The sequence below is a fragment of the Streptomyces sp. NPDC044106 genome, assembly GCF_056433985.1.
Window position 1 is genome coordinate 269897 of the sequence record NZ_JBWKFZ010000011.1, and the last position, 25164, is coordinate 295060.

A 25164-nucleotide genomic window follows, 5' to 3' on the forward strand; every position below is an offset into this window, starting at 1 on the left:
CGGGGAGCCCGGTCAGGCGCGCGTGGCGCCGAGTTCGCGGACGGCGTCCGCGAACGCTTCACCACGCTTGTTGTAGTTGGTGAACATGTCCATCGACGCACAGGCCGGAGCCATCAGCACGGTGTCCCCCGGATGGGCGAGATCCGCCGCCCGCCGTACCGCCTCGGACATCGCCCCAGTGTCGGTCCGGTCGAGGTCGACGACCGGGACCTCGGGGGCGTGTCGCGCCAGGGCTTCGCGGATCAGCTCGCGGTCGGCGCCGATGAGGACGACCCCGCGCAGCCGCTTCGCGGCGCCTTCGACGAGCTCGTCGAAGGTGGCTCCCTTGGCGAGGCCGCCCGCGATCCAGACGATCGGGTCGTACGCCGCCAACGACGCCTGTGCGGCGTGGGTGTTGGTGGCCTTGGAGTCGTCGACGTACGCGACGCCCCCGACGTCGGCCACGTGCTCGATGCGGTGGGCGTCCGGGCGGAAGGCGCGCAGCCCGTCGCGGACGGCCGTGGCCTCGACGCCGACGGCGCGCGCGAGGGCCGCCGCGGCCAGCGCGTTGGCGATGTTGTGCGGCGCGGGCGGCTTGACGTCGGAGATCTCGGCGAGCTCCTGGGCCTGCTTCTGGCGGTCCGGCACGAAGGCACGGTCGACCAGGATGCCGTCCACGACGCCCAGTTGCGAGGGCGCAGGCGCGTTCAGCGTGAAACCGATGGCGCGGCAGCCCTCTTCGACGTCGGCCTCGCGGACCAGGTCCTCGGTCGCCCGGTCGGCGACGTTGTAGACGCAGGCGATTTGGTTGCCCTCGTAGATGCGGCCCTTGTCGGCGGCGTACGCCTCCATGGAGCCGTGCCAGTCGAGGTGGTCGGGCGCGAGGTTCAGGACGGCCGCGGAGTGGGCGCGCAGGGAGGGCGCCCAGTGCAGCTGGTACGAGGAGAGCTCGACGGCCAGCACGTCGTAGGCGTCGTCGCCCTCCAGGATCACGTCGACGATCGGGGTGCCGATGTTGCCGACGGCGGCCGTGCGCAGGCCTGCCGCGTGCAGGATCGACGCCAGCATCTGGGTGGTCGTGGTCTTGCCGTTGGTGCCCGTGACGGCGAGCCAGGGGGCCGCGCCGGGCCCGCGCAGGCGCCAGGCGACCTCGACGTCGCCGATGACGTCCACGCCCGCCCGCGCGGCCGCGGCGAACAGCGGCGACGACGGTTTCCAGCCCGGCGAGGTGACCACCAGGTCGGTGCCCTCGGGAAGCGTCTGGGCGTCCCCCAGGCGTACGGCGACGCCGTCGCTCTCCAGAGCCGCGGCGCGTTGGCGGTGCGCCTCTCCCGAGCCGCCGTCCACGACGGTCACCGACGCGCCGAGGCCGGCCAGGGCGCGGGCGGCGCTGACGCCGCTCACGCCGAGACCGGCGACGGTGATGTTCTTGCCCTGCCAGTCGGACGCAGAGGTCACTTTTCGGCTGCCCATCCCGCGTAGAAGAGACCGAGACCGACGATCACGCACATGCCCTGGATGATCCAGAAGCGGACCACGACAAGGACTTCGGACCACCCCTTGAGTTCGAAGTGGTGCTGCAGCGGCGCCATCTTGAAGACGCGCTTGCCGGTCATCTTGAACGAGCCGACCTGGATCACGACGGACATGGTGATCAGGACGAAGAGGCCGCCGAGGAGCGCGATGAGCAGCTCCGTGCGGGAGCAGATCGCGAGGCCCGCGAGCGCACCGCCGAGGGCGAGCGAGCCGGTGTCGCCCATGAAGATCTTGGCGGGCGAGGTGTTCCACCACAGGAAGCCGAAGCAGGCGCCCATCAGCGCGGAGGCCACGACCGCGAGGTCGAGCGGGTCCCTGACCTCGAAGCAGGCCTGCGGGTTGGTCAGCGTGACCGCGTTGGCGCAGGACTCCTGGTACTGCCAGACACCGATGAAGGTGTAGGCGCCGAAGACCATGACGGAGGCGCCGGTGGCGAGGCCGTCGAGGCCGTCGGTGAGGTTCACGCCGTTCGACATCGCGAGGATCATGAACAGCGCCCAGACCACGAACAGGACCGGGCCGATCGACCAGCCGAAGTCCGTGACGAAGGACAGCTTGGTGGAGGCCGGGGTCTGGTTGCGGTTGTCCGGCCAGTTCAGCGCGAGCACGGCGAAGCCGATGCCGACGATCAGCTGTCCGGCCATCTTCGCCTTGGCGCGCAGACCGAGCGAGCGCTGCTTGACGATCTTGATGTAGTCGTCGAGGAAGCCGACGAGGCCCATGCCCGCCATCAGGAAGAGCACCAGGAGGCCGGAGAGCGTGGTCTCCGTACCGGTGATGATCTTCGTGAGGAAGTACGCGATGAGCGTGGCCAGGATGAAGGCGATGCCACCCATGGTCGGCGTACCGCGCTTGCTGTGGTGCTCACGCGGGCCGTCGTCCCGGATGAACTGGCCATAGCCCTTGCGGGCCAGGAGTTTGATCAGCAGCGGGGTGCCGACCAGGGTCAGGAAGAGCCCGATCACACCCGCGAAGAGGATCTGCCTCATCGGCCGGCGACCTCGCCCTCGTTGGTGTTCTCGAGCAGCGCCGCGGCGACCTTCTCGAGACCGACCGACCTGGACGCCTTCACCAGCACGACGTCTCCCGGGCGCAGCTCGCTGCGCAGCAGGTCGATCGCCGCCTGTGCGTCGGACACGTGCACCGACTCCTCACCCCACGAACCCTCGTTGTATGCGCCCAGTTGGAGCCAGGACGCTTCCCTGCCCCCGACTGCCACGAGCTTGCTCACGTTGAGCCGGACGGCAAGGCGTCCGACCGCGTCGTGCTCGACGAGACCCTCGTCCCCGAGCTCGGCCATCTGACCGAGCACCGCCCACGTACGACGCCCCTTGCCCATGGCCGCGAGCGCGCGCAGGGCCGCTCGCATGGACTCGGGGTTCGCGTTGTAGGCGTCGTTGACGACCGTCACGCCGTCCGGGCGCTCGGTGACCTCCATCCGCCAGCGGGACAGCGTGCCCGCCTCGGAGAGCGCGAGGGCGATCTCGTCCACGGACATGCCCAGCTCATGGGCGACGGCGGCCGCGGCAAGCGCGTTCGACACGTGGTGCTCACCGTACAGCCGCAGCGTCACGTCGCTGCACCCGGAGGGTGTGTGCAGCGTAAAAGCAGGCTGTCCGTTCTCCGTGAGCCGGACATTCTCCGCGCGTACGTCGGCGTCCTCGGCCTCTCCGAAGAGGAGCACCCGCGCCTTCGTGCGCGAGGCCATCGCGCGGACGAGGGGGTCGTCGGCGTTGAGGACCGCGGCGCCGTCGGCGGGCAGCGCCTCGACCAGCTCACCCTTCGCTTGTGCGATCTGCTCGCGTCCGCCGAACTCGCCGATGTGGGCGGTGCCGACGTTCAGGACGAGGCCGATCCTCGGCGGGGTGAGCTCGGTGAGGTAGCGGATGTGGCCGATTCCGCGCGCCCCCATCTCCAGGACGAGGAACCGTGTCCCGTCGGTGGCGCTGAGCGCGGTCAGCGGCAGGCCGATCTCGTTGTTCAGCGAGCCCGGCGTCCAGACGGTGGGCGCGTGGCGCCGCAGCACCTGCGCGAGGAGGTCCTTGGAGCTGGTCTTGCCGACGGATCCGGTCAGCGCGACCAGCGTCGCGCCGAGCCGCCGCACCACGTGGCGCGCGAGGGCTCCGAGGGCCGCCTGGACGTCGTCGACGACGACGGCCGGCACGCCGACGGGCCGCGACGCGAGGACGGCGACCGCGCCCGCGGCGACCACGTCGGCCGCGTAGGCGTGGCCGTCGACGCGCTCGCCGACGAAGGCGACGAAGAGGCTGCCGGGCTCCACCTCACGGGAGTCCCGGACGACGGGTCCGGTGACCTGGACGGCCGGATCCGGTATGTCGTACGTCTGCCCGCCGACGACGTCTGCGATCTCGGCGAGGGAGAGGGCGATCACAACTTCATCCCTGGGTTTGCTGGATAGCTTCGCGAAGCACCTGGCGGTCGTCGAAGGGACGCACCACCCCGGCGATGTCCTGTCCCTGCTCGTGACCCTTTCCCGCGACGAGGACGGTGTCACCCGGCCGCGCGCGGACGACGGCCGCGCGGATGGCGGCGGCCCGGTCCTCGAACACGGCGACGTCGCCGCGCTCGTGGGCCGGTACATCGGCGGCGCCCGCGAGCATCGTGGCGAGGATCGCGAGGGGGTCCTCGCCGCGGGGGTTGTCGGACGTCAGTACGGCGGTGTCGGCGAGGCGGGCCGCGGCCGCGCCCATCGGCATCCGCTTGGTCTTGTCGCGGTCGCCGCCGCAGCCCAGCACGATGTGCAACTTGCCCTCGGTGACCTTGCGCAGCGCGCGCAGGACCGATTCGACGGCGTCCGTCTTGTGGGCGTAGTCGACGACGGCCAGGTAGGGCTGGCCCGCGTCGACGCGCTCCAGGCGGCCGGGGACGCCGGGCACCGCCGCGACGCCGTCGGCGGCCTGCTGCGGATCGATCCCGGCGACGGCGAGCGACACGATCGCGGCCAGGGTGTTGGCGACGTTGAAGGGGCCCGCGAGCGGCGACTTGGCGGTGATCCGCTCGCCCTTGGGGCCGACCGCGACGAACGTCGAGTCGAGCGGCCCGACCTCGACGTCCTCGGCGCGCCAATCGGCGTCGGGGTGGCCCTCGGCGGAGAAGGTGGTGACGGGCACCTCCGACTCGGTGATGAGCCTGCGTCCGTACTCGTCGTCGAAGTTCACCACGCCGACCCGGGAGCGCCGCTTGGTGAACAGCTGCGCCTTGGCCTGGAAGTAGTCCTCCATGCCGGAGTGGAACTCCATGTGCTCCGGGCTGAGGTTGTTGAAGACGGCGACGTCGAAGACGCAGCCGTCCACCCGCCCGAGCACCAGCGCGTGGCTGGAGACCTCCATCGCGACCGCCTCGACGCCGCGCTCGCGCATCACCGCGAACAGCGCCTGGAGGTCGGTGGCTTCGGGTGTCGTGCGCTCCGACTTGATGCGCTCGTCGCCGATGCGCATCTCGACCGTGCCGATGAGCCCGGTCGAGCGGACGCCCTTGAGGCCGCCCTCGATCAGGTACGCGGTGGTGGTCTTGCCGGAGGTGCCGGTGATGCCGATCTGGAGCAGGTCGCGGCCGGGGTGGCCGTAGACCGTGGCCGCCAGCTCGCCCATGACGGCGCGGGGGCTGTCGACGACGAGGACGGGCAGGCCGGTCGCGGCCGCGCGTTCGGCGCCTGTCGGGTCGGTGAGGATGGCCGCGGCGCCGAGGTCGGCGGCCTGCGCGACGAAGTCGGCGCCGTGCATGCGGGCGCCGGGCAGCGCGGCGTAGATGTCGCCGGGGCGCACCGCGCGGGAGTCGTGCGTGATGCCGGTGATCTCCGTGGTGCCGGCGTTCCCCGAGGTGTCCGGGGTGCCCGGTTCTCCTGGTTCGGCGACGCCCAGCTGCGCTGCGAGCTCCGTCAGGGAGGCCGGTGAGACCTGGACGGGCCGCGGCGGTCCCGGATATGTCACGGGAGCGCCCTTCTGGGTGGTTTGGGACTGATCAGCGTGTGGCACGGCGGTGAGCGTACCGGGCGCACCCGGCTCAGGGCGAAGTGAGGGGCGTGGCGCGGGGTGGTTCCCCGCGCCCGGGGTGATCGTTGTCACGCGTGGTTCCTGGTGGGTCTCAGGGCTTGAAGGTCACCGGGAGGCGGGCCGGGGCGCTGCCGGTGGGCGGGACCTGGAGCGTCTTGAGGGCGAACTCCATGACTTCCTTGTAGATGGGGCCGCAGATCTGGCCGCCGAAGTAGCTGCCGCTTGTGGCGTTCTGGATCGCGCAGTAGACGGTGACGCGCGGCTTGTCCGCGGGCGCGAAGCCGGCGAAGGAAGAGGTGTAGCCCTTGTAGCGGCCGGTCGCGGGGTCGACCCGGTTGGCCGTACCTGTCTTGCCCGCGACGCGGTAGCCGGGGATGCGGGCCTTGGCTCCGGTGCCCTCTTCGTCGTCGACGACGGATTCGAGCATCCGCGACACGGTCCTTGCGGTCCTGTCGCTGACCACCCGGGTCTTCTTGGGCCTGGGCGCGGGCGTGAAGCGGCCGTCCGGGCCCTTCGTGCCGCGCACCAGCGTGGGTTCGACGCGTACGCCGCCGTTGGCGATGGTCGAGTAGACCGAGGCCGCCTGCATGGCGTTGATCGAGAAGCCCTGGCCGAACGGGATGGTGAACTGCTGCGAGGTCGACCATTTGGCGGCGGGCGCGAAGATGCCGGGGGTCTCGCCGGGGAAGCCGAGTCCGGTCTCCTCGCCGATGCCGAACTTGCGCAGGTACGAGTAGAGGATCCGGTTGGTCTCCTTCTGCGTCTTGCCCAGCTCGCCGGTGGCGAGGATCGTGCCGATGTTGGAGGACTTGGCGAGCACGCCGTTGAGCGTCAGCTGCCAGGTCGGGTGGTCGATGTCGTCCTGAAAGAGCCGGTCGCCGCGGTGCAGCCGGTTGGGCACCGTGACATGGGTGCCGGGCGTGGCCGCGTTCTCCTCGAGGACGGCGGCCATCGACATGACCTTGGCGGTGGAGCCGGGCTCGAAGGCGTCCTGGAGGGAGGCGTTGCCGAGCGCCGCGCCGTCGGCCCGGGTGAGGTCGTTGGGGTCAAAGCCGGGGGCGTTGGCCATCGCGAGGACCTCACCGGTCCGGGTGTCCTGCACTATGACGTAGCCGCGGTCGGCCTTCGACTTCCTGACCTGTTCGGTGATGGCGCTCTGCGCGGCCCACTGGATGTCGCGGTTGATGGTGAGTTCGACGTCGGAGCCGGGCACGGCGGGCGTCTCCGTGGAGCCCGCGGTCGGCACCTGGCGGCCGCCGGACTGGGCGTACTTGATCTTGCCGTCCTCGCCCGCCAGCTTCTTGTTGAGCTGCTGCTCCAGGCCGCCCGCGCCCTTGCCGTCGGAGTTGACCCAGCCCAGTATCCCGGCGGCCAGTTCGTCGTTCGGGTAGACCCGCTTGCTGCTCGGGTCCGCGAGGACGCCGGCCAGTACGTTCGGGGAGCTCGGGTCCGCGGCGGCCTTCTCGCCGAGCGCGCCGCGCAGGTCCTTGATCTGCTTCCACACCTGGGGGGTCTGGCGGCGGGCGAGCAGGACGTACCGCGTGTCGGCCTTCTTGAGCTTCCCGGTCAGCTCGGCGACGTCCTTGCCGAGGATCGGGGCGAGGAGCGCGGCGGCCTGTTCGGGCGCGTCCTCGGTCTTCGTCTCCTTCGGCGTGAACAGCGTGGGGTCCGCCGTGATGTCGTACGCGTCCACGCTGGCGGCCAGTTCGACGCCGCCGCGGTCGGTGATGCGTCCGCGCTCGGCGGCCAGGGTGTGCGTGAAGTAGCGGTTCTTCTCGGCCTTGGCCGCGTACGCGCTCGCGTCGACGGCCTGCACCTGAAGCAGCCGTACGACGAAGGCCAGCATCACCAGCGTCAGGCCGAGGGTGACCATGCGCAGGCGCGGCCGGGGGCTGCCCAGGCGGATGGTGCGGTTCCTGCCCCCGGCCGCGGGGCGGCGGTTGGCGGGGCGGGCGCCCGGCGCCGGGCGGCGGGACGGGCCGGACCGTGCGGAGCCGGTGGGCTTCGCGGGTCCTGGCACCCGGCGCCGCGGGGGTTCCCTGTCGGACACTTGCGTCACCTGCCGGAGGTCGTCGTGGGGCCGGGGTTCAACGGGCCGGGGTCGGCGGGCCGAGGGATCGCGGGGGCTGTGGGGGCTGCGGGGGCCGGGGCGGCGGGATCGGCCGGGGCCTGGGCGGAGGGCTGCGCGGCGGGGGCGCCGGCGGCCGGGGTCCGGGGCGAGGCCGGGGGCGGGACCGACGGCACGGCGGGGACCGAGGCGGTGGCGGCCGGGGACGCCACCTCCTGCGGGCGTGGCGCGAGGTAGCTCAGCGCCGAGGGCCGGGCGGCCGCGGGTCCCGGCACGCCGCGTACGGTGCCGTCGGGGGAGAGGAAGGCCGGATCGCCGCCGGGGACCATGCCGAGCTCCTGGGCGCGGCGCTGGAGGGCCTCGGGGGCCGCGTACCCGTCCACGTCGCGCTGGAGCTCCTGCTTCTCCTCGGTGAGGTCCTTCGTCTGCTTCTTCAACTCGCTCAGCTGGAACGAGCCCTCGTTGAGGGAGGAGTTCAGGATGAGCAGGGCGATCAGGCCACCGCCGAGGAGCAGGACGACGAGGAGGACGAAGGGGGTGCGCGCGGCCTGGCTCGCGCCCTGGGGCAGCAGGCGCGCGAGGCGGGCGGCCCTCCCCCGCAGTTCGGGCTTCTTTCTCATGGAGCCTCCTCGCGGACTCTGCTCAGCGGACTCTGCTCAGCGGATACTGCTCAGCGGGTTCTGCTCAGGGCCGGCGCCCGGGCGAGGCGTCACCCGACGTCCTCGCGGATGCGCTGCGCCCCCCGCAGCCGCGCGGGCGCCGCCCTGCGGTTCTCGGCGATCTCCTCCTCTGTGGGGAGTTCGGCACCGCGCGTCAGGAGCTTGAGCCGCGGCTGGTAGCGCTCGGGGACGACGGGCAGGCCGGGCGGCGCCGTCGTCGCGGCGCCGGCCGCGAACACCTGCTTGACCAGCCGGTCTTCGAGGGACTGGTACGACAGGACGGCGATCCGGCCACCGACGGCGAGCGCCCGCACGGCCGAGGGGATGGCCCGCTCCAGGACGCTCAGCTCGCCGTTGACCTCGATGCGCAGGGCCTGGAAGGTGCGCTTGGCGGGGTTGCCGCCGGTGCGCTTGGCGGCCTGCGGCAGCGAGTCGCGGATCAACTCGACGAGCCGCGCGCTGTTGCTGAACGGCTCCTTCTCGCGCTCGCGGACGACGGCACTGACGATCCGCTTGGCCTGCTTCTCCTCGCCGTACGCCCGCAGGATCCGCACCAGTTCGCCGGGCGCGTAGGTGTTGAGGACCTCGGCGGCGCTGATGCCGGTCGTCTGGTCCATGCGCATGTCCAGGGGGGCGTCCTGGGCGTACGCGAACCCCCGGTCGGCCTCGTCCAGTTGCATGGAGGAGACGCCGAGGTCGAAGAGGACGCCCTGGACGCGCGGGATGCCGAGGCGCTCGAGGACGTCGGGGAGTTCGTCGTAGACCGCGTGCACCAGGGTGGCCCGGTCGCCGTAGGGGGCGAGCCGCTCGCCGGACAGGCGCAGCGCTTCCTTGTCGCGGTCCAGGGCGACGAGGCGGGCGGCCGGGAAGGTGGCGAGGAGGGCCTCGCTGTGGCCGCCGAGTCCGAGGGTGCAGTCGACGACGACGGCGCCCGGCTCGGCGAGCGCGGGGGCCAGCATGTCCAGGCACCGCTGGAGCATCACCGGGACGTGTCGGCTGTTGTCGCTCAAGGGGCCCTCTCAGGTCCGGCGCGGCGTACGCACCGCCGGGTCCCCGCCCGCTCCGTGAAGGGGAATGGGCTGCCGGCGCCGGGAAGGTGGCGTCAGCCGACCGGGAGCGGGAGGAGGCCGAGCCGTACGTTCGCGCCGCGCACGTGGTGGAGATTCCGGGAATCTCCGGGATGTGCGGTCCAGCAGGGAGCAGGTCGTCTCCCGCTCCGCGTCACTTTAGTCGACGGTCCGGCCCGGTCAATCAACCGGCCTGCGCGTCGTGGGCCGGTCCCGCGCGGGTCGGGAATCCGCCGCGGTCACCCGTTCAGCCGCAGGTCGCAGCCGTCTGTGGGTTAGCTCACAACAAAGGTCTTTGACGTTCTTTGTCCCTTCTCACAGCGAGCCCGGACGGTCAGTGGCTACTAACGTCTTGGCTATGTCGACATCCGCAGCCTCCTCGGACCGCACCCGCGCAGAGACCACCGGCGGCATAGCCGACGGCACGGTCACCGACCGCCTCGTCGAAGCGAACGAGAAGTACGCCTCGGCCTTCACCGACCCCGGCATGGACGCCCGTCCCGTCCTGCAGGTCGCCGTCGTCGCCTGCATGGACGCCCGCCTCGACCTGCACCGCGCGCTCGGCCTCGAACTGGGCGACTGCCACACCATCCGCAACGCGGGCGGCGTGGTCACCGACGACGTGATCCGCTCCCTGGCCATCAGCCAGCGGGCGCTGGGCACGCGCAGCGTCGTCCTGATCCACCACACCAACTGCGGCATGGAGACCCTCACCGAGGAGTTCCGGCACGACCTGGAGATGGAGGTCGGACAGCGCCCCTCCTGGGCGGTGGAGTCCTTCGCCGACGTCGACCAGGACGTGCGGCAGTCCATGGCACGCGTGCGGACCTCGCCGTTCCTGCCGCACACCCACGACGTCCGCGGCTTCGTGTTCGACGTGACCTCGGGTCTGCTGCGGGAGATCGACCCTGCGTGACTGACATAAAGGCGTAAGACCCGACAAATCGGCGCCAGTTATCCACAGGCGAGTGACACGACCCGGTATGCCCAACAACAATGCGGGAGTGACATCACGCGGAAGCATTGTGGCGTGATGTCCGTGAATTTGGGGTGTACCGGGCCGTGCGCTTGAGTGGCGGCCCGGGAATGGGGTATTTCCCGCTCCTCTGGAGTGTGGGGAAGGGCCGAGGAGGGCCGGGTGACGACCTATGACGATCGAGCGAGCCTCACAGATCTGACCACCACAGCGGAGCGTGTCCGCAGGTCGGTGGAGGGTGTGATCGAGGGCAAGCCAGAGGTCGTACGGCTTTCGCTGACGGTGCTCCTCGCGGAGGGGCATCTGCTCATCGAGGACGTGCCCGGCGTGGGCAAGACCATGCTCGCCAAGGCGCTGGCGCGGTCCATCGACTGCTCCGTGCGACGCATCCAGTTCACGCCGGACCTGCTGCCGTCGGACATCACCGGGGTGTCCATCTTCGATCAGCAGCGCAGGGACTTCGAGTTCAAGCCGGGCGCGATCTTCGCGCAGATCGTCATCGGTGACGAGATCAACCGCGCCTCTCCGAAGACGCAGTCCGCGCTTCTGGAGTCCATGGAGGAGCGCCAGGTCACCATCGACGGGCAGACCTACGAACTGCCCAGTCCGTTCATGGTGGTGGCCACCCAGAACCCCGTCGAGATGGAGGGGACCTACCCGCTGCCCGAGGCGCAGCGCGACCGCTTCATGGCGCGCGTCTCCATCGGCTACCCGGGCCCGGAGGCCGAGCTGCAGATGCTCGACATCCACGGCGGCGTCTCGCCCCTGGACGACCTCCAGCCGGTGGCGCACGCGCACGAGATCGTGAAGCTCATCGACGCCGTGCGCACGGTCCACGTGGCCGACCCCGTCCGGCGGTACGCGGTGGACCTGGTCTCCTCGACCCGCAACCACCCCGACCTCAGGCTCGGTGCCTCCCCGCGCGCGACCCTGCACCTGCTGCGCGCCGCCAAGGCCTCCGCCGCGCTCAGCGGCCGGGAGTACGCCCTGCCGGACGATGTGCAGGCTCTGGCCGTCGCGGTCCTCGCCCACCGGCTGCTGCCCACGGCGCAGGCCCAGTTGAACCGCCGTACGGCCGAATCCGTCGTCCTGGAGATCCTCCAGCGCACCCCGGTGCCCGCCGCGGCGCAGCCGAACACCAACTCCTACTTCAACCAGCAGCCGCCCGGCGCCCGGAGGCTTTGATGACGGCCGGGGGGCAGCCGCCGGGCCCCGCCGAGGACGAGAAGGGCGGCCTTCGCACGGCTCTCGCGGGCCTGACCACCCGCGGACGTTCCTTCCTCGCGGCCGGTGTGGCCGCCGCCATCTGCGCCTACGTCCTCGGCCAGGGCGACCTGCTGCGCGTCGGGTTACTGCTCGCCGTGCTGCCGCTGGTGTGCGCCACCGTCCTGTTCCGCACCCGCTACCGCGTCGCGGGCAGCCGCAGGCTCTCCCCCTCGCGCGTGCCCGCCGGCGCGGAGGCCCGCGTCCACCTGCGGATGGACAACATCTCGCGGCTGCCCACCGGCCTCCTGATGCTCCAGGACCGGGTGCCCTACGTGCTGGGGCCGCGGCCCCGGTTCGTGCTCGACCGGGTCGAGGCGGGCGGACGGCGCGAGGTCTCCTACCGCGTCCGCTCCGACCTGCGCGGGCGCTATCCGCTGGGGCCCCTGCAACTGCGCCTGACCGACCCGTTCGGGATGTGCGAGCTGACGCGGTCCTTCTCGACGTACGACACCCTGACGGTCATCCCGCGCGTGGAGGCGCTGCCCCCGGTGCGGCTCACGGGCGAGGCCAAGGGGTACGGCGACGGGCGCAACCGCTCGCTGGCGCTGGCCGGCGAGGACGACGTCATCCCGCGCGGGTACCGTCACGGCGACGACCTGCGCCGGGTCCACTGGCGCTCCACCGCGCGCTACGGCGAGCTGATGGTGCGCCGCGAGGAGCAGCCGCAGCGGGCCCGCTGCACGGTGCTCCTGGACACCCGGGGCATCGGCTTCCGGGGCGCCGGGCCCGACTCGGCCTTCGAGTGGGCGGTGTCGGGCACCGCCTCAGCCCTGGTGCACATGCTCGAACGGGGCTTCTCGGTGCGGCTGCTGACCGATACCGGCACCTCCGTGCCTGGCGAGGGCTCGGACGGCTTCGCGGGCGCCAGCCAGGAGTCGGCGGACGCCGCCGGGCTGATGATGGACACCCTCGCGGTGATCGACCACTCGGACGGCACCGGGCTCTCCCGGGCGTACGACGTGCTGCGCGGCGGGAACGAAGGCCTCCTCGTCGCCTTCCTCGGCGACCTCGACGAGGAGCAGGCGACGGTGGCCGCCAAGATGCGCCAGCGCAGCGGTTCCGCTGTCGCCTTCGTGCTGGACGGCGCGGCCTGGGCGCAGGGCCCCGGAGCCGGCCCCTCCGGAGCCGGGGAGGCGCGTGCGCGGATGCTCCGCGAAGCGGGCTGGACGGCGCTTGTGGTGGTCCCGGGGGCGCGCCTTGAGGAACTGTGGCGGCAGGCGGACCACGCCCGTACGAGCGCGGGCCCCGCGCCCACCGCGGGCACGACGACCGGGGGATGGGCATGAACGGCCGGGACGGCGGCACGGGGCGATGGCCGGGCGGGCGCACGACGACGTGGGGCTTCAAGACAGCAGGGGGACGGTCATGAGCGGACGCGCGCGGCTCGCGGTGTGCGCCACCGCGGCCACGCTGATGGCGTCGGGCTCGCTGCTGCCGCTCGTCGATCCGGCGACGTGGTTCCTGCAGGCGGTGATCCTGCTCGTGCTCCAGAGCGGGGTGGGCGCGCTGACCCGGCGGGCGCCGCTGGCCAGGCCGGTCACCGTGGTGGTGCAGGCACTGGTGACGCTGCTCCTGCTCACGCTGGTCTTCGCCCGCGAGCAGGCCATCGCCGGGATCGTGCCGGGCCCCGACGTGTTCCGCCGGTTCGGCCTGCTCCTCGAGGCGGGCGGCGACGACGTCAGCCGGTACATGATCCCGGCGCCGCTCAGCGACGGCATCCGGCTGATGCTGGTCGGCGGCGTCCTGGTGGTCGGTCTCGCGGTGGACGCGCTCGCGGTGACGTTCCGTACGGCGGCCCCGGCCGGGCTTCCGCTGCTCGCCCTGTACTCGGTCGCGGCGGGGCTCTCCGAGGGCGGCGCCGGCTGGCTGTGGTTCCTGCTGGCGGCGGCCGGCTACCTGCTGCTGCTCCTGGCGGAGGGGCGGGACCGGCTCTCCCAGTGGGGCCGGGTGTTCGGCGGCGCGGCGCGCGCGCCGGGGCGGGTCTCCGGCGGCCTGGAGAGCAACAGCGGGGCGCTCGCGCCGGTCCGTACGGGACGGCGCATCGGCGCGGTCGCCCTCGGCATCGCCCTGGTGGTGCCGCTGGCGCTGCCCGCCCTGGACGGCGGCCTGCTGCACGGCTCCGGCGGTCCCGGCGGCGACGGCTCGGGCGGCGGCGGAACGATCTCGGCGGTCAATCCGCTGGTCGCGCTCCAAGACAGCCTGAACCAGCCGGAGGACCGCGAGGTCCTGTCGTACCGCACGAACGCCGACGGCACCGACGACCTCTACCTGCGGATCGTCTCGCTCGACCAGTTCGACGGCACCACGTGGAAGACCACCGTCCGGCACATCCAGGACGTGGAGACACCGCTGCCAAGCCCCAGGGGGCTGAGCCCCGACGTCCGCAGGACCGAGATCCAGACCAACCTCGCGGCCGCCGAGAGCTACGCGCAGAACTGGCTGCCGATGCCCTTCCCGGCCAGCCAGGTGAAGATCGACGGGCGCTGGCGGTACGAGCCGGTGGGCCGCTCCGTCGTCGGCGACAGGGGCCAGACCACGCGCGGTGCGCAGTACCAGGTCAAGAGCCTGATCGTGGAGCCGACGGCCGAGCAGCTCGCGGCCGCCCCGGCCCCCGACGACGACCTGCGGCGTGAGTTCACCAAGGTGCCCGACTCGCTGCCGCGGCTCGTCGGGGCCAGGGCACGCGAGGTCACCAAGGGCGCCGCCAACCAGTACGAGCAGGCGGTCAAGCTCCAGGACTACTTCGCCTCCGACGGCGGATTCACGTACAACACCCGGGTGCGGGCGGGCAGCGGCCCCTCCGCGATCGAGCGGTTCCTCAAGCAGAAGGAAGGCTTCTGCGTCCACTTCTCCTTCGCCATGGCCTCGATGGCGCGGACGCTGGGGATTCCGGCCCGGGTCGCGGTGGGCTTCACGCCGGGCACCCCGCAGGCGGACGGCTCGATGTCGGTCGGCCTCCGGGATGCGCACGCCTGGCCCGAACTGTACTTCGAGGGCGTGGGCTGGACTCGTTTCGAGCCGACGCCGAGCCGCGGCTCGGTACCGGAGTACACCCGCGCCGACGTCCCCTCCGGTGGCGCGAGCGACCCGGGCACGCCGGAGCCTTCCGCTTCCTCCGAGCCCTCCACGGCGCCCTCCGCGTCGGACACCTGCCCGCCCGACATGAAGAAGCAGGGCGGCTGCCAGAGCGCGGCGCCGCAGGTCGCGGCCGGTTCGGACGGCGGAGGACCGCCCATCGGGATGATCGTCGGCCTCTCCCTCGCGGCGCTGCTCGTCCTCGTCGTGCCGCTGCTGCCGCTGTTGTGGCGGACCCGCGCGCGGACCGTACGACTGGCTCCCGGCGGCCGCACCGGGGCGGACGCGGCGGCGCGGATCCTGGCCGCCTGGCTCGAAGTGACCGATACGGCCTGGGACCACGGCATCGCCCCTGACGAGTCACTGACCCCCCGGAAGGCGGCCGCGCGGATCGTCCGCGTCGGGCAGCTGTCCGCCGGGCCCGCGGAGGCCGTCCACCGGGTGGCCGCCGCGGTGGAGCAGGTGCTCTACGCCCCGCGCCCGCAGCCCGTGCAGGGTCTCGCCGAGGACGTGGGCCGGGTGCGGGACGGGCTGAACGCCTCGGTGGGCCGGGCCACCCGGCTGCGGGTGCTGCTCGCTCCGCGTTCGGCCGCGCGGGTGGTGTGGGCGGTCTCGGACCGCTGGACGGCGTTCGGCGCGCGCTGGCGCGAGCGGGGCGCCAAGCGGTGGGTGGCGCTCACCCGGAAGCTGCCGCGCCGGGCCGGACAGGAGAGCTGAGAGCCTGTCTTTGAACCCCCGTCGTCCGCGCGAAGCGCGGGCGCAGCGGTGGATTGGGGCCTCCCCTGCTCGAGCGGAGCCGAGAGCTTGGGGAAGCGTGCGATCGGTGTGCGGAGTCCCAGGACAGGTGGCGGAGCCACCTGTCCTGGGACTCCGTGCGCCGAGCGTGCGTGCCGGGCGCCGGGGCGCAGGCGGGGGTTCAAAGACAGGCTCTGAGGGCCTGTCCTCGAGCCCCCGCCGCACGGGAGGGCCGGTGCTCCACCGGCCCTCCACCGCGCCCCGACCGGACTTCACGCTCGTCCCGGCCCCGGCCCCGGCGCCCGGCACATACGCGTGAGGGGTGACCGCCCCACCGGGCTGTCACCCCTCACGGATGCCTTCGGATGTCTTCGCGTCTTGTCCGGTCAGTGGTGAGCCGACGCGCTCACTGACCGCCCTGCTGTTCGTCGCGGCGGCGCTGCCACCGCTGCTCGATACGGGTCATGACGGAGCGGCGCTGCTTCGCCTGCCGACGGGCCGGGGCCCCACCTGGTCCGGCTGCCGCGCCGGCGGGCTGCTCGCCCGGCTTCGGCGCCTTGCGCCAGCCGGTGACCGCGAGCACCGCGCACCCCAGCATGACGAGGAACCCCACCACGCTGATCCAGATCTGCTGGGCGACCATTCCGGCCATGAGAAGGGCGATGCCCACCAAGAAGCCCGCGACCGCTTGGTAGACCCGCTTCCGGGTGTACGTGCGCAGCCCGCTTCCCTCAAGCGCTGTCGCGAACTTGGGATCTTCGGCGTACAGCGCTCGCTCCATCTGCTCGAGCATGCGCTGCTCGTGCTCCGAGAGCGGCACGGAGTCCTCCTCATCGTGCAGTCGCCGGGGCGACCGGGGGTCCCCTTCAGGATAGGCAGGGAATCGCCCCCGTGAAACCCGCCCCTCTGCGCCAACTTCGCCAAACCGGACCACCACGCCACCCCGGCTCGCTGATGCGTGCATTCCCCAGCGGCCGGACCGTCATGCAGAACGGTGTGCCTCGATCATACGGCGCCCGTAGCCCGTTCGGGGGGCCTGTGGCGTACTCCATGTGCGGCTGCGTCGCTGATCAGCCGGTCGGCCGCAGCGGCACCTCAGGCCTCCGCGGCGCCCCGCGCCTCACCGAGCACATGCAGTTGGGTGGCCACCGCGTGGAAAGCGGGCAGTTCCGCGGCGGCGGCCTCCAGCTTGAGGAGGGCCTCCAGGGCGCCCGGCTCGGTGTCCACGAGGACGCCGGGGACCAGGTCCGCGAAGACCCGGACGCCGTGCACCGCGTCGACACGCACGCCCGCGGCCTCGACCAGCTCGGTGAGCTGCTCGGCGGTGAAGCGGCGCGGCACGGGGTCGCCCTCGCCCCAGCGGCCCGCCGGGTCGCTGAGCGCCGTCCGCGCCTCGGTGAAGTGCCCGGCGAGTGCCCGCGCGAGCACCGCGCCGCCGAGTCCCGCGCCGAGCAGGCTGAGGACGCCGGAGGGGCGCAGCGCGTCGACGGCGAGGCGCACGCCCTCGGCGGGGTCGTCCACGTACTCCAGGACGCCGTGGCACAGGACCGCGTCGAAGCCGCCCCGCTCGACGACGTCGAAGAGGCCGAGCACGTCGCCCTGGACGCCGCGCACCCGGTCCGCGACGCCGGCCTCGGCGGCCCTGCGCTCAAGGGCGAAGAGGGCGTTCGGGCTGGGGTCGACGACGGTGACGCGGTGGCCGAGCTGGGCGACGGGCACCGCGAAGTTGCCGCTGCCGCCGCCGGTGTCGAGCACGTCGAGCTCGGCGCGGGACTCCCGGCCGGTGACCTTGACGCGACGGTCGAGGGCCTCCTTCAGGACGTCCCAGACGACGGCGGTGCGCAGGGAAGCGCGCGGACGGGGGGAGTCGGAGCGCGGTGACGCCGTTTGGGGGTGCTGGTGGGAGGCGGGTGGGCGCATCGGGTCCGACACGGCAGTTGACTCCTCGGCGCGTGGGGTGCGGATCACCACCACCTTATTGCCTGGCGTTCGGTGCCCGGGCCACCCGTCCCGCGGCGTGAGACCCCCCTCAGCCCGCCTGTGGCGGCTCCTCTCCGGCGGCCGGCGGCTCCTGCCTCGGCTGGGGCAGGACGGGCTGCAGGACCAGCATCCGCTCGACGATGCGCAGGAACATCGCCACGTCGCGGAGCAGGTCGTCGGCGTCGCGGGTGGTGGCGGCGTCCTTGATGCCCGCCTCTGCGCGGGCCCGGCGGGCGGCGCCGGAGGCGAACAGGGCGCTCCACTCGGTCAGTTCGGGGGCTATCTCGGGGAGGACTTCCCAGGCGCTGCGGATGCGCTGGCGACGGCGCGGGGTCGTCTCGGGGCGCCCGCGCGCGGCGAGGACGGCGGCGGCGGTGCGCAGGGCGGCGAGGTGGGCGGTGGCGTACCGCTCGTTCGGCGCGTCCAGGCGGGCGGCCTCGTCGATTCCGGCGCGGGCCTGGGCGAGCAGTTCGAGGGCGGCGGGCGGGGCCGTGGCGCGGCGCAGGACGGGGTGGACATCGCTCGCCGGGCCGGTCAGTGCGGGAGCAGGGCCGACGGCGCGGTGCCGACGGGCGGCTGCTGCGGAAGTGCTGGCCATGACGAACCTCCTGTCGTCGTGTGACGGCGCAGTGGCCGTATGTGCCCATCGTGGAGTACGCCACTGACAATCGGCCCTGACCTGGCCCTTTGCCCCGATCGTGGGTTCGGGCGTACTTTTGTACTGACCAGTCAGTTCAAAAGCAGGGGGGACTGTGGACGGTTCGACCGACGAGGCGCGCGGCACCGCCGTCGCCGCCGGGGGCCTCGGGCTCCAGGGGCCACGGGGCTGGGCGTTCCGCGGCATCGGATTCGAGGCGGAGCCCGGGTCGCTGATCGCGATCGAGGGCCCTTCGGGGTCGGGCCGCACCTGTCTGTTGCTCGCTCTGACCGGACGTATGCGTGCCACCGAGGGCCACGCCCGTGTGGGCGGCTTCCGGCTGCCCAAGCAGCTGGCCGCGGTACGCAGGATCAGCGGGCTCGGCCCCGTGCCGGGCGTCACCGACCTCGATCCGGCCCTGACGGTGGCCGAGCACCTGCACGAACGGGCGCTTCTGGAGCGGCGGTTCGGCGGTTCCCCGCGCGGGCTCCTGCGGCCCCGTGACGAGCGCCGGAACGAGTTGCGGCTGCGCGTCGACGCCGCCCTGGCCGCCGCCGGGCTCGACCTGGAGTCGTTGCCCAAGGGCCGGCGGACCTCCGTGCGCGACCTGGAGCGGCCTGAGGTCCTGCGGCTCTCCGTGGCCCTGGCCCTGATCGGCCGGCCGCGCGTGCTGGCCGTCGACGACACCGACATGAAGCTCTCGGACGCCGAACGAGCGGCGGTCTGGGACATGTTGCGGTCCCTCGCGGACGGCGGGACGACCGTCCTAGCGGTGTGCAGCGAGGCCCCCGAGGGCGCCGTCGTGGTCCGCACCGGCGCCAACGCCACCCGCACCGACGACGACAAGGAGACGGCGGATGCGCTCGCCGAAGCTCGCCGCGCTTGAGCTCAGGCGCTTCGGCAGGGGGAAGCTGCCGCGCGCCGCGCTCGTCGCGCTCCTGCTGCTGCCCCTGCTCTACGGCGCCCTGTACCTGTGGTCCTTCTGGGACCCGTACGGCCGTCTCGACCGCATCCCCGTGGCGCTCGTCAACGACGACAAGGGGGCCACCGCGCAGGGCAGGAAGCTCGCGGCAGGCGACAACATCGTCAAGGGGCTGCGGGACAGCAAGACCTTCGAATGGCACGAGGTGAGCGACGCCGAGGCGCGCGAGGGCGTCGAGGACGGCAGGTACTACCTGTCGCTGACGATGCCCACGGACTTCAGCAAGCGCATCGCGTCGAGTTCGGGGTCCTCTCCGGAGACGGGCGCCCTGCGGGTCAGGACGAACGACGCCAACAACTACATCGTCGGGCAGATATCGCGGACCGTCTTCTCCGAAGTGCGCTCCGCCGCGTCCACGAAGGCGTCGCGCTCGTTCCTCGACAAGATCTTCATCTCGTTCTCCGACATCCACGGGAAGACGCAGAAGGCCGCCGACGGCGCCGACAAGCTGGACAGCGGCATCGGAAAGGCGAAGAAGGGCTCCAAGGACCTCGCGGACGGCCTGAAGGACGCCAAGAAGGGCAGCGGCGACCTCGCCGGGGGCATCAAGAAGCTCCACACGGGCGCGGGCGACCTGAAGGACGGCTCGAAGCGGGTGGCGGACGGTACGCAGAAGCTGGCCGACAAGGTCAACGGCACCGCGGACAAGGTGCGGCCCTTCCTGAAGGACAACGGCAGGACCATCGGCGACACGGCCCGCCTCGTCGCCGACTCCTCCAAGGCGCTGCGCCACCACCTGGACACCTGGGTCAAGCTGGCGCCGGGGGCCGCCAAGGGCGCCGAGGAGGGCTCCAGGGCCATCGGCCGCCTCTACGCGGACCGCTGCGAGAAGGCACCGGTGCCCGATCCCTACTGCCCCCGGATCAAGGACGCCAAGGAGGCCGCGGAGAACGTGTCGACCGTCGCGGACGACATGAACACCGTGATCAAGGACCAGAACAACGACGTCAAGAAGCTCGACAGGCAACTGGCCACGCTGCAGAAGAAGTCGCGGGCGCTCGCGGAGCGCGCCCCGCACCTCGACGAGGACCTGAACACCGCCGTCACGCAGATCAACGACCTCAACAAGGGCGCGGGCAAAGTCGCCGACGGTGCCAGGAAGCTGGACACGGGCCTCGGCACCGCCCAGCGCGGCGCCGGTGACCTCGACACGGGCATCGGCAAGCTGGAGACGGGTGCGGGCACCCTCCAAGGCGGCATGTTCAAACTGGCGGACGGCTCAGCGAAGCTGTCCGGCGGGCTGCACGACGGCGTCAAGAAGATCCCGGACTACGACAAGAAGGACCGCGACGAACGCACCGGTGTCATGTCCGACCCCGTGCAGCTCGCCTCCCAATCCCTGCACAAGGCGCCCAACTACGGCACCGGCTTCGCCCCGTACTTCATCCCGCTGTCCCTGTGGGTCGGCGCGATGGTGGCGTACATGCTGATCCAGCCCCTCAACCGGCGCGCGCTCGCCGCGGGCGCCTCCGCGTGGCGCATCGCGCTCGCCGGCTGGCTCCCGGTGGCCGCCCTCGGCGTGCTCCAGACCGCGGCCCTGCTGTCGGTCCTGCACTGGGGGATCGGTCTGCAGATGACCAGGGCGGCCGGCACGGTGGGCTTCCTCTGCCTGGTGACGGCGTGCTTCGCGGCCATCGTGCAGTGGCTCAACGCCCGCTTCGGGGCGGCCGGGCGCATCCTCGTCCTCGCCGCGCTGATGCTGCAACTGACGTCGGCGGGCGGCACGTACCCCGTTCAGACGAGCCCCGGCTTCTTCAGCGCCATCCATCCCTTCCTTCCGATGAGCTACGTCGTCGAGGCGCTGCGGAGATTGATCACGGGCGGCGGCCTCGGTCCCGTCTGGCAGGGCTGCGCGGTCCTGACCGCCTTCACCCTGGGCGCCCTGGCACTCACCGCGCTCTGCGCCCACCGCAAGCAGGTGTGGACCCTGGAGCGGCTGCACCCGGAGCTGACGCTGTGAGGGCGGCGGGGCCGGGACGTGCCGCGGAACCTGTGAGAATCAGGGCCATGGACAGCAGTACGGGCAGCACCCGTCGTGAGGCCACCCGGCAGAAGCTCTACGAGGCAGCCGTCACCCTCATCGCCGAACAGGGCTTCTCTGCCACGACGGTCGACGAGATCGCGGAGCGCGCCGGGGTCGCGAAGGGCACGGTCTACTACAACTTCGCCAGCAAATCCGTCCTCTTCGAAGAGCTGCTGCGGCACGGCGTCGGCCTGCTCACCGCCTCCCTGAAGGACGCGGCCGAGGAGGCGGACAGGAACGGCGGCAGCAAGGTCGACGCGCTCGACGCGATGATCAGGGCCGGTCTGGTCTTCATCAACCGCTATCCGGCCTTCACCCAGCTGTACGTCGCCGAGTTGTGGCGGACCAACCGGGCCTGGCAGTCCACCTTGCTCGTGGTCAGACAGCAGGCCGTCGCCGTGGTCGAGGACGTGCTGCGGGCGGGCGTGGCGGGCGGCGAGCTCAGCGAGGAGATCGACATCCCGCTGACGGCCGCCGCGCTCGTCGGCATGGTGCTGGTGGCCGCGCTCGACTGGCAGGCCTTCCAGCCGGAGCGCTCACTCGACGACGTGCACGCGGCGCTGTCGCGGCTGCTGCAGGGCCGGGTGAGCGGCACGCGCGCGTAGCGCTACGAAAGCAGCGCCCGAACCGCAGCGCAGACACCGCAGCGCACACGCACTGCAGCACATACGAACGACGCCGGTCCGGTGCCGCCTTCCCCCAGGCGGCACCGGACCGGTGCTTTTCGTATCCCCCCGCGACCCCCGTCCGACCCCCGTTTCCCCCGTGCGGTCGTCCCCCGAGTCACCCCCGTGTCTCGCTCCCGCCGACCTGCGGCGGGAGGAGCGGTCAAGGGCGCGGCTCCGTTCCGCCGCCCCGTGTCGGCGGTACCGGCCCCGCGCCCTTCTCCGTGCCCCACACTCTTCCCTCTCCGCAGGTGGAGCCCCATCCGTGCGCGTACTCATCTCACCCACTAGGTACGGATACTCAGGCCCGAGCGCTCATCCCCGTGCCGCATCGCCTCCGACTGGTTACGATCACGACCGTGTCCGTACTCCCCCTGGTGTTCACCAGCGGCTGGGCGAGCGGGATCAACGCGTACGCCGTTGTCCTGCTGCTCGGCATCTTCGGTGCGACCGGCGTCAGTGACGAGGTCCCCGAGGCGCTCCAGCGGCCCGACGTCCTGATCGTGGCCGGCGTGCTCTTCGTGTGCGAGGCCGTCGCCGACAAGATCCCCTACGTCGACTCGGTCTGGGACACGGTGCACACCGTGATCCGTCCGGTGTCCGGTGCCGTGGTGGGGGCGCTCCTCGCGGGGCAGAGCGGCTCCCTCTCCGATCTCGCCGCGGGCGCGGTGGGCGGGTCGACGGCGCTGGCCAGCCATGCGGTGAAGGCCGGGACGCGGATGGCGGTCAACACCTCGCCCGAGCCGTTCAGCAACCTCGTGATGAGCACGGCGGAGGACCTCGGGGTCGGCGGCGTCATCAGCTTCGCGATGTTCTATCCCGAGGCCGCCGCGGTCATCGCCGCGGTGCTTCTGCTGCTCGGCCTGTTCCTGCTGTTCTTCCTGGTCTCGCGGATTCGGCGGTTCCTGCGGCGCAGGGCGCAGCGGCGCGAGGAGAAGCGGCTTGCGGGGCGCACGGGGGCACCACCGCCCTGACTGTCGGTGGCTGGCGATAAGGTCCCTGGCATGGCACGGATTGTGGTGATCGGCGCCGGGATGGGCGCGATGACGGCGGCCGCCCGGCTGGCCGTCGCGGGCCACCGGGTGGTGGTGTACGAACGCGCGGGGACGTACGGCGGTGCGCTCGGCCGCGTCGAGCGGGACGGCTTCGCCTTCGACACCGGGCCGGCGCTGCTGCAGCTCCCCGCGGTCTACCGCGACCTGTTCATCAAGACGGGCAAGGAACCCCTGGAGAAGTGCGTCGAGCTGTCCCAGGTGGAGCCCGCCGTGCGCCACGTCTTCGCGGACGGCACGACGGCGGACCTGCCGAACGCCTCGCGCGCGGGCGTGGGCGAGGCGCTGGACGCGGCCCTCGGCGACGGCGCGGGCGCGCGCTGGGCGGCGTTCATGAACCGGGCCAGGGAGGCCTGGGACCGCACGCGCCGCCCTCTCCTGGAAGAGCCCCTCTGGCCGAACTGGGAGGTGCTCGCCGAGCGCGAGCCCTACCCGTCGGTGCCCCACAAGCGCCTGCTGCGCCGTGAGCGCCGCGCGGCCACGCTCACCGAGGTCGGCGAGCTCGAACTGGGCGGTGACGCGCGCCTGGTGGCGCTCCTCGAGCAGTTCGCGCTGGCGCAGGGCCTGGATCCCCGTACGACCCCGGCGAGCGCGGCCGTCCTGCCGTATCTGGAGCAGACGTTCGGTGTCTGGTCGGCGCGGGGCGGCATGCGCGCCCTCGCGCGGGCGGTGTACGAGCGGTGCCTGGCCCGGCGGGTCGAGTTCGTGTTCGACGCGGCGGTGACGCGGATCGTCGAGAAGGACGGCCGGGCGGCGGGCGTGGAGCTGGCGGACGGCACCACGGCCGAGGCCGACTTCGTCGTCGCCGGTGTAGCGCCCGCCGCCCTGGACGCCATGCTCCCCGGCGTGGGCATACGGTCAGCGGGCGACGTCCCCGCGCGCTCCGGCATGCCGAGCCGTCTGACGGTCCTCCTCGCCCTGTCCGGCGCCCGCCCCGAGGGCACCCCGCACCGGACCGTGCTGCACACGGCCGACCGCCGGGACGAGCTGGACCGCCTCTTCGGCGAGCGGCCGGGTCTGCCCGACTCCCCCACCCTCACGGTGCTCCGCCCCGACGACCCGGACCTGACCCCGGACGGCGCGCACGAGGCGGTGACGCTGACGGCGACGGTGCCCGCGCACCTGGACGTCACCGAGGCCGACGCGCTGCGGGTGATCTCCCGTGCCGAGCGGGTGATTCCCGAGCTGAGCGGGCGTCTCCTGTGGCATGAGGTGCGCGCCCCCGCCGACATCGCGGAGGCCACCGGCGCCGAGGGCGGCGCGGTCCCGGCCCCGGCGCTCGCCGCGTCCGGCGGGCGGCTCCTGCACCCGTCCAACAGCACCGGCCTGCCGGGGCTCTTCGCGGTCGGCGGCTGGTCGCATCCCGGTGGCGGTCTGCCCCACGCCGGCATGTCCGGCACGCTGGCCGCGGGCCTGATCGTGGAGGGCCCGGAGTTCCGCGGCTCGCAGTGACCACCGCGGCGGGTGCGAAGACAGGCTCTCAGTACCGGTACTGCTGCTCGTTGTAGCCCTGGCCGTCGTGCCCGCCGGTGTTCCCGTCCCCGTGCCCGTACGGGTAGGGCTGCTCCTGCGGGAGTTCGCCGCCGTGCGGCGGATCGTCGGTGGTGCGCTGAAGCGGCACCCAGACGCCACCGGGTGGGGTGTCGTTGTACGTCTCGCCGAGCCCGCCGTAGGTGTCGCCGCCGTACGGGGCGTACTGCTGCTGGTCGCCGTAGCCGTCGTAGCTCTGCGCGCCGTAGGTCTGCGTGCCGATGTAGGGGTCGGAGTAGGCGGCGTACTGCTGCTGCCCCGTCTCGTCGTACCCGTAGTCCTGCTGGCCGTGGCCGGGGAAGGCCGCGGCTTCGTAGCCGTAGCCGTCGCTCCGCGGGGTGCCGTCCGGGGCGGGCGGGGTGTACGCCGAGTCGCTGTACACGCCGTACTGGCCGGTGTCGTCGGGCAGCGGCTCGGGGGCGTAGATCCCGCCGCTCGCGATGTCCGCGTCCGCGGGGAAGTCCGGGTGAGCGGGGAAGTCCGGGTTCCCGGAGGCGTCCGGGCCGTGCGCGGGCGGCGGTGGGACCGGCTCGTACTCCAGGTCGGAGACCTGGAGCGTCGGCTCCTGCACTGCCCCGGCGGCCCGCGACGGCTGCTTCTTGCGGCGCCTGCTCGGACCGGGCCGCCCGCCGATCGCCCAGCCGGTGGAGAAGCCCCGGCGGAAGGACAGGGTCACGTACGTCTGGCCGGTGGCGAAGGCGATGGCACCGAGCGCGATGATCCACACCGCGGGGATCAGTACGCCGACGACGACCCCGAGGAAGCCCACGAAGGCCAGCAGGCGCCAGCGCAGCCTGGCCTTGTACTGCAGCAGCACCTCACCGAGCAGCCACAGCGCGACGAACCCGAACGCGATGTAGAGGACCGTCCAGCCCATGTACGCCCCTCTCCCCTTCGGCCGCGGCCCCGGGGGAACGACCG

At 72.4% G+C, this 25164-nt stretch carries 20 protein-coding genes; 9 read left to right on the forward strand and 11 right to left on the reverse strand.

Going from position 1 to position 25164, the window contains the following annotated elements; all coding sequences use genetic code 11:
• Positions 1-12 precede the first annotated feature (12 nt).
• The 7 genes from murD to rsmH all read right to left on the reverse strand — a co-directional run bounded on the left by murD (position 13) and on the right by rsmH (position 9265).
• The gene (murD, locus tag AC07DI_RS21985) at positions 13-1437 is read right to left on the reverse strand and encodes a UDP-N-acetylmuramoyl-L-alanine--D-glutamate ligase (RefSeq protein WP_478905736.1); all 1425 of its coding nucleotides are present in this window, start codon (positions 1435-1437) and stop codon (positions 13-15) included.
• Complete coding sequence (mraY, locus tag AC07DI_RS21990; protein ID WP_384263072.1) at positions 1434-2504, reverse strand: phospho-N-acetylmuramoyl-pentapeptide-transferase; 1071 nt, start codon at positions 2502-2504, stop codon at positions 1434-1436. Before mraY ends, murD begins: the two co-directional genes overlap by 4 nt.
• Positions 2501-3907 carry a UDP-N-acetylmuramoyl-tripeptide--D-alanyl-D-alanine ligase gene (locus AC07DI_RS21995; RefSeq protein ID WP_384263075.1) on the reverse strand — a complete coding sequence of 469 codons (1407 nt, stop codon included), beginning with the start codon at positions 3905-3907 and terminating at the stop codon, positions 2501-2503. Before AC07DI_RS21995 ends, mraY begins: the two co-directional genes overlap by 4 nt.
• 4 nt (positions 3908-3911) lie before the next feature.
• On the reverse strand, positions 3912-5600 hold the full coding sequence (locus AC07DI_RS22000; protein ID WP_384263078.1) for a UDP-N-acetylmuramoyl-L-alanyl-D-glutamate--2,6-diaminopimelate ligase: 1689 nt from the start codon (positions 5598-5600) through the stop codon (positions 3912-3914).
• A 19-nt stretch (positions 5601-5619) separates the two neighbouring features.
• Positions 5620-7578 (reverse strand): peptidoglycan D,D-transpeptidase FtsI family protein, encoded by a 1959-nt coding sequence (locus tag AC07DI_RS22005; protein ID WP_478905737.1) that lies wholly within the window; start codon positions 7576-7578, stop codon positions 5620-5622.
• A 5-nt stretch (positions 7579-7583) separates the two neighbouring features.
• Positions 7584-8216, reverse strand: a complete 633-nt coding sequence (gene ftsL, locus AC07DI_RS22010) for a cell division protein FtsL (RefSeq protein ID WP_478905738.1) — start codon at positions 8214-8216, stop codon at positions 7584-7586.
• A gap of 89 nt (positions 8217-8305) precedes the next feature.
• Complete coding sequence (gene rsmH, locus AC07DI_RS22015) at positions 8306-9265, reverse strand: 16S rRNA (cytosine(1402)-N(4))-methyltransferase RsmH (RefSeq protein ID WP_384263087.1); 960 nt, start codon at positions 9263-9265, stop codon at positions 8306-8308.
• A 415-nt stretch (positions 9266-9680) separates the two neighbouring features.
• Here rsmH and AC07DI_RS22020 point away from each other — a divergent pair, with 415 nt between their 5' ends.
• The 4 genes from AC07DI_RS22020 (at position 9681) to AC07DI_RS22035 (ending at position 15356) form a co-directional block, all read left to right on the forward strand.
• The gene (locus AC07DI_RS22020; RefSeq protein ID WP_384263090.1) at positions 9681-10238 is read left to right on the forward strand and encodes a beta-class carbonic anhydrase; all 558 of its coding nucleotides are present in this window, start codon (positions 9681-9683) and stop codon (positions 10236-10238) included.
• Between the two features lie 222 nt (positions 10239-10460).
• The gene (locus AC07DI_RS22025) at positions 10461-11483 is read left to right on the forward strand and encodes an AAA family ATPase (protein WP_384263092.1); all 1023 of its coding nucleotides are present in this window, start codon (positions 10461-10463) and stop codon (positions 11481-11483) included.
• Entirely contained in the window at positions 11483-12850 is a 1368-nt protein-coding gene (locus tag AC07DI_RS22030) for a DUF58 domain-containing protein (RefSeq protein ID WP_478905739.1), read from the forward strand. Before AC07DI_RS22025 ends, AC07DI_RS22030 begins: the two co-directional genes overlap by 1 nt.
• Positions 12851-12929: 79 nt before the next feature.
• Entirely contained in the window at positions 12930-15356 is a 2427-nt protein-coding gene (locus AC07DI_RS22035) for a transglutaminase TgpA family protein (protein ID WP_478905740.1), read from the forward strand.
• Between the two features lie 424 nt (positions 15357-15780).
• Here AC07DI_RS22035 and AC07DI_RS22040 read toward each other — a convergent pair whose 3' ends face one another.
• The 3 genes from AC07DI_RS22040 to AC07DI_RS22050 all read right to left on the reverse strand — a co-directional run bounded on the left by AC07DI_RS22040 (position 15781) and on the right by AC07DI_RS22050 (position 17952).
• Positions 15781-16194, reverse strand: a complete 414-nt coding sequence (locus tag AC07DI_RS22040) for a DUF3040 domain-containing protein (protein ID WP_384260712.1) — start codon at positions 16192-16194, stop codon at positions 15781-15783.
• A gap of 275 nt (positions 16195-16469) precedes the next feature.
• The gene (locus tag AC07DI_RS22045; protein ID WP_384260714.1) at positions 16470-17306 is read right to left on the reverse strand and encodes a class I SAM-dependent methyltransferase; all 837 of its coding nucleotides are present in this window, start codon (positions 17304-17306) and stop codon (positions 16470-16472) included.
• A gap of 97 nt (positions 17307-17403) precedes the next feature.
• The gene (locus AC07DI_RS22050) at positions 17404-17952 is read right to left on the reverse strand and encodes an SAV_6107 family HEPN domain-containing protein (RefSeq protein WP_478905741.1); all 549 of its coding nucleotides are present in this window, start codon (positions 17950-17952) and stop codon (positions 17404-17406) included.
• 154 nt (positions 17953-18106) lie between these two features.
• On the opposite strand from AC07DI_RS22050, the gene AC07DI_RS22055 reads away from it, so the two are divergent.
• From AC07DI_RS22055 to AC07DI_RS22075, 5 genes are all read left to right on the forward strand, one after another.
• Complete coding sequence (locus tag AC07DI_RS22055) at positions 18107-18877, forward strand: ATP-binding cassette domain-containing protein (RefSeq protein WP_478905742.1); 771 nt, start codon at positions 18107-18109, stop codon at positions 18875-18877.
• A complete protein-coding gene (locus tag AC07DI_RS22060) occupies positions 18849-20933 on the forward strand; it encodes a YhgE/Pip family protein (protein ID WP_478905743.1) in 2085 nt (694 codons plus the stop codon). The genes AC07DI_RS22055 and AC07DI_RS22060 overlap by 29 nt, the downstream gene beginning before the upstream one ends.
• A gap of 47 nt (positions 20934-20980) precedes the next feature.
• Entirely contained in the window at positions 20981-21601 is a 621-nt protein-coding gene (locus AC07DI_RS22065; protein ID WP_384260724.1) for a TetR/AcrR family transcriptional regulator, read from the forward strand.
• 419 nt (positions 21602-22020) lie between these two features.
• A complete protein-coding gene (locus tag AC07DI_RS22070) occupies positions 22021-22635 on the forward strand; it encodes a DUF4126 domain-containing protein (RefSeq protein ID WP_478905744.1) in 615 nt (204 codons plus the stop codon).
• Positions 22636-22665: 30 nt separating this feature from the next.
• Positions 22666-24165, forward strand: coding sequence for a phytoene desaturase family protein (locus tag AC07DI_RS22075; RefSeq protein WP_384260729.1), 1500 nt, complete (start codon positions 22666-22668; stop codon positions 24163-24165).
• Positions 24166-24193: 28 nt separating this feature from the next.
• Here AC07DI_RS22075 and AC07DI_RS22080 read toward each other — a convergent pair whose 3' ends face one another.
• Positions 24194-25120 carry an SCO2102 family sporulation regulator gene (locus AC07DI_RS22080; protein WP_478905745.1) on the reverse strand — a complete coding sequence of 309 codons (927 nt, stop codon included), beginning with the start codon at positions 25118-25120 and terminating at the stop codon, positions 24194-24196.
• Positions 25121-25164: the final 44 nt, after the last annotated feature.

Coding starts and splice junctions, on each gene's coding strand:
- mraY (WP_384263072.1), bottom strand. CDS start 2,504: ATGAGGCAGATCCTCTTCGCGGGTGTGATCGGGCTCTTCCTGACCCTG.
- ftsL (WP_478905738.1), bottom strand. CDS start 8,216: ATGAGAAAGAAGCCCGAACTGCGGGGGAGGGCCGCCCGCCTCGCGCGC.
- AC07DI_RS22020 (WP_384263090.1), top strand. CDS start 9,681: ATGTCGACATCCGCAGCCTCCTCGGACCGCACCCGCGCAGAGACCACC.
- AC07DI_RS22030 (WP_478905739.1), top strand. CDS start 11,483: ATGACGGCCGGGGGGCAGCCGCCGGGCCCCGCCGAGGACGAGAAGGGC.
- AC07DI_RS22035 (WP_478905740.1), top strand. CDS start 12,930: ATGAGCGGACGCGCGCGGCTCGCGGTGTGCGCCACCGCGGCCACGCTG.
- AC07DI_RS22050 (WP_478905741.1), bottom strand. CDS start 17,952: ATGGCCAGCACTTCCGCAGCAGCCGCCCGTCGGCACCGCGCCGTCGGC.
- AC07DI_RS22060 (WP_478905743.1), top strand. CDS start 18,849: ATGCGCTCGCCGAAGCTCGCCGCGCTTGAGCTCAGGCGCTTCGGCAGG.
- AC07DI_RS22065 (WP_384260724.1), top strand. CDS start 20,981: ATGGACAGCAGTACGGGCAGCACCCGTCGTGAGGCCACCCGGCAGAAG.
- AC07DI_RS22075 (WP_384260729.1), top strand. CDS start 22,666: ATGGCACGGATTGTGGTGATCGGCGCCGGGATGGGCGCGATGACGGCG.
- AC07DI_RS22080 (WP_478905745.1), bottom strand. CDS start 25,120: ATGGGCTGGACGGTCCTCTACATCGCGTTCGGGTTCGTCGCGCTGTGG.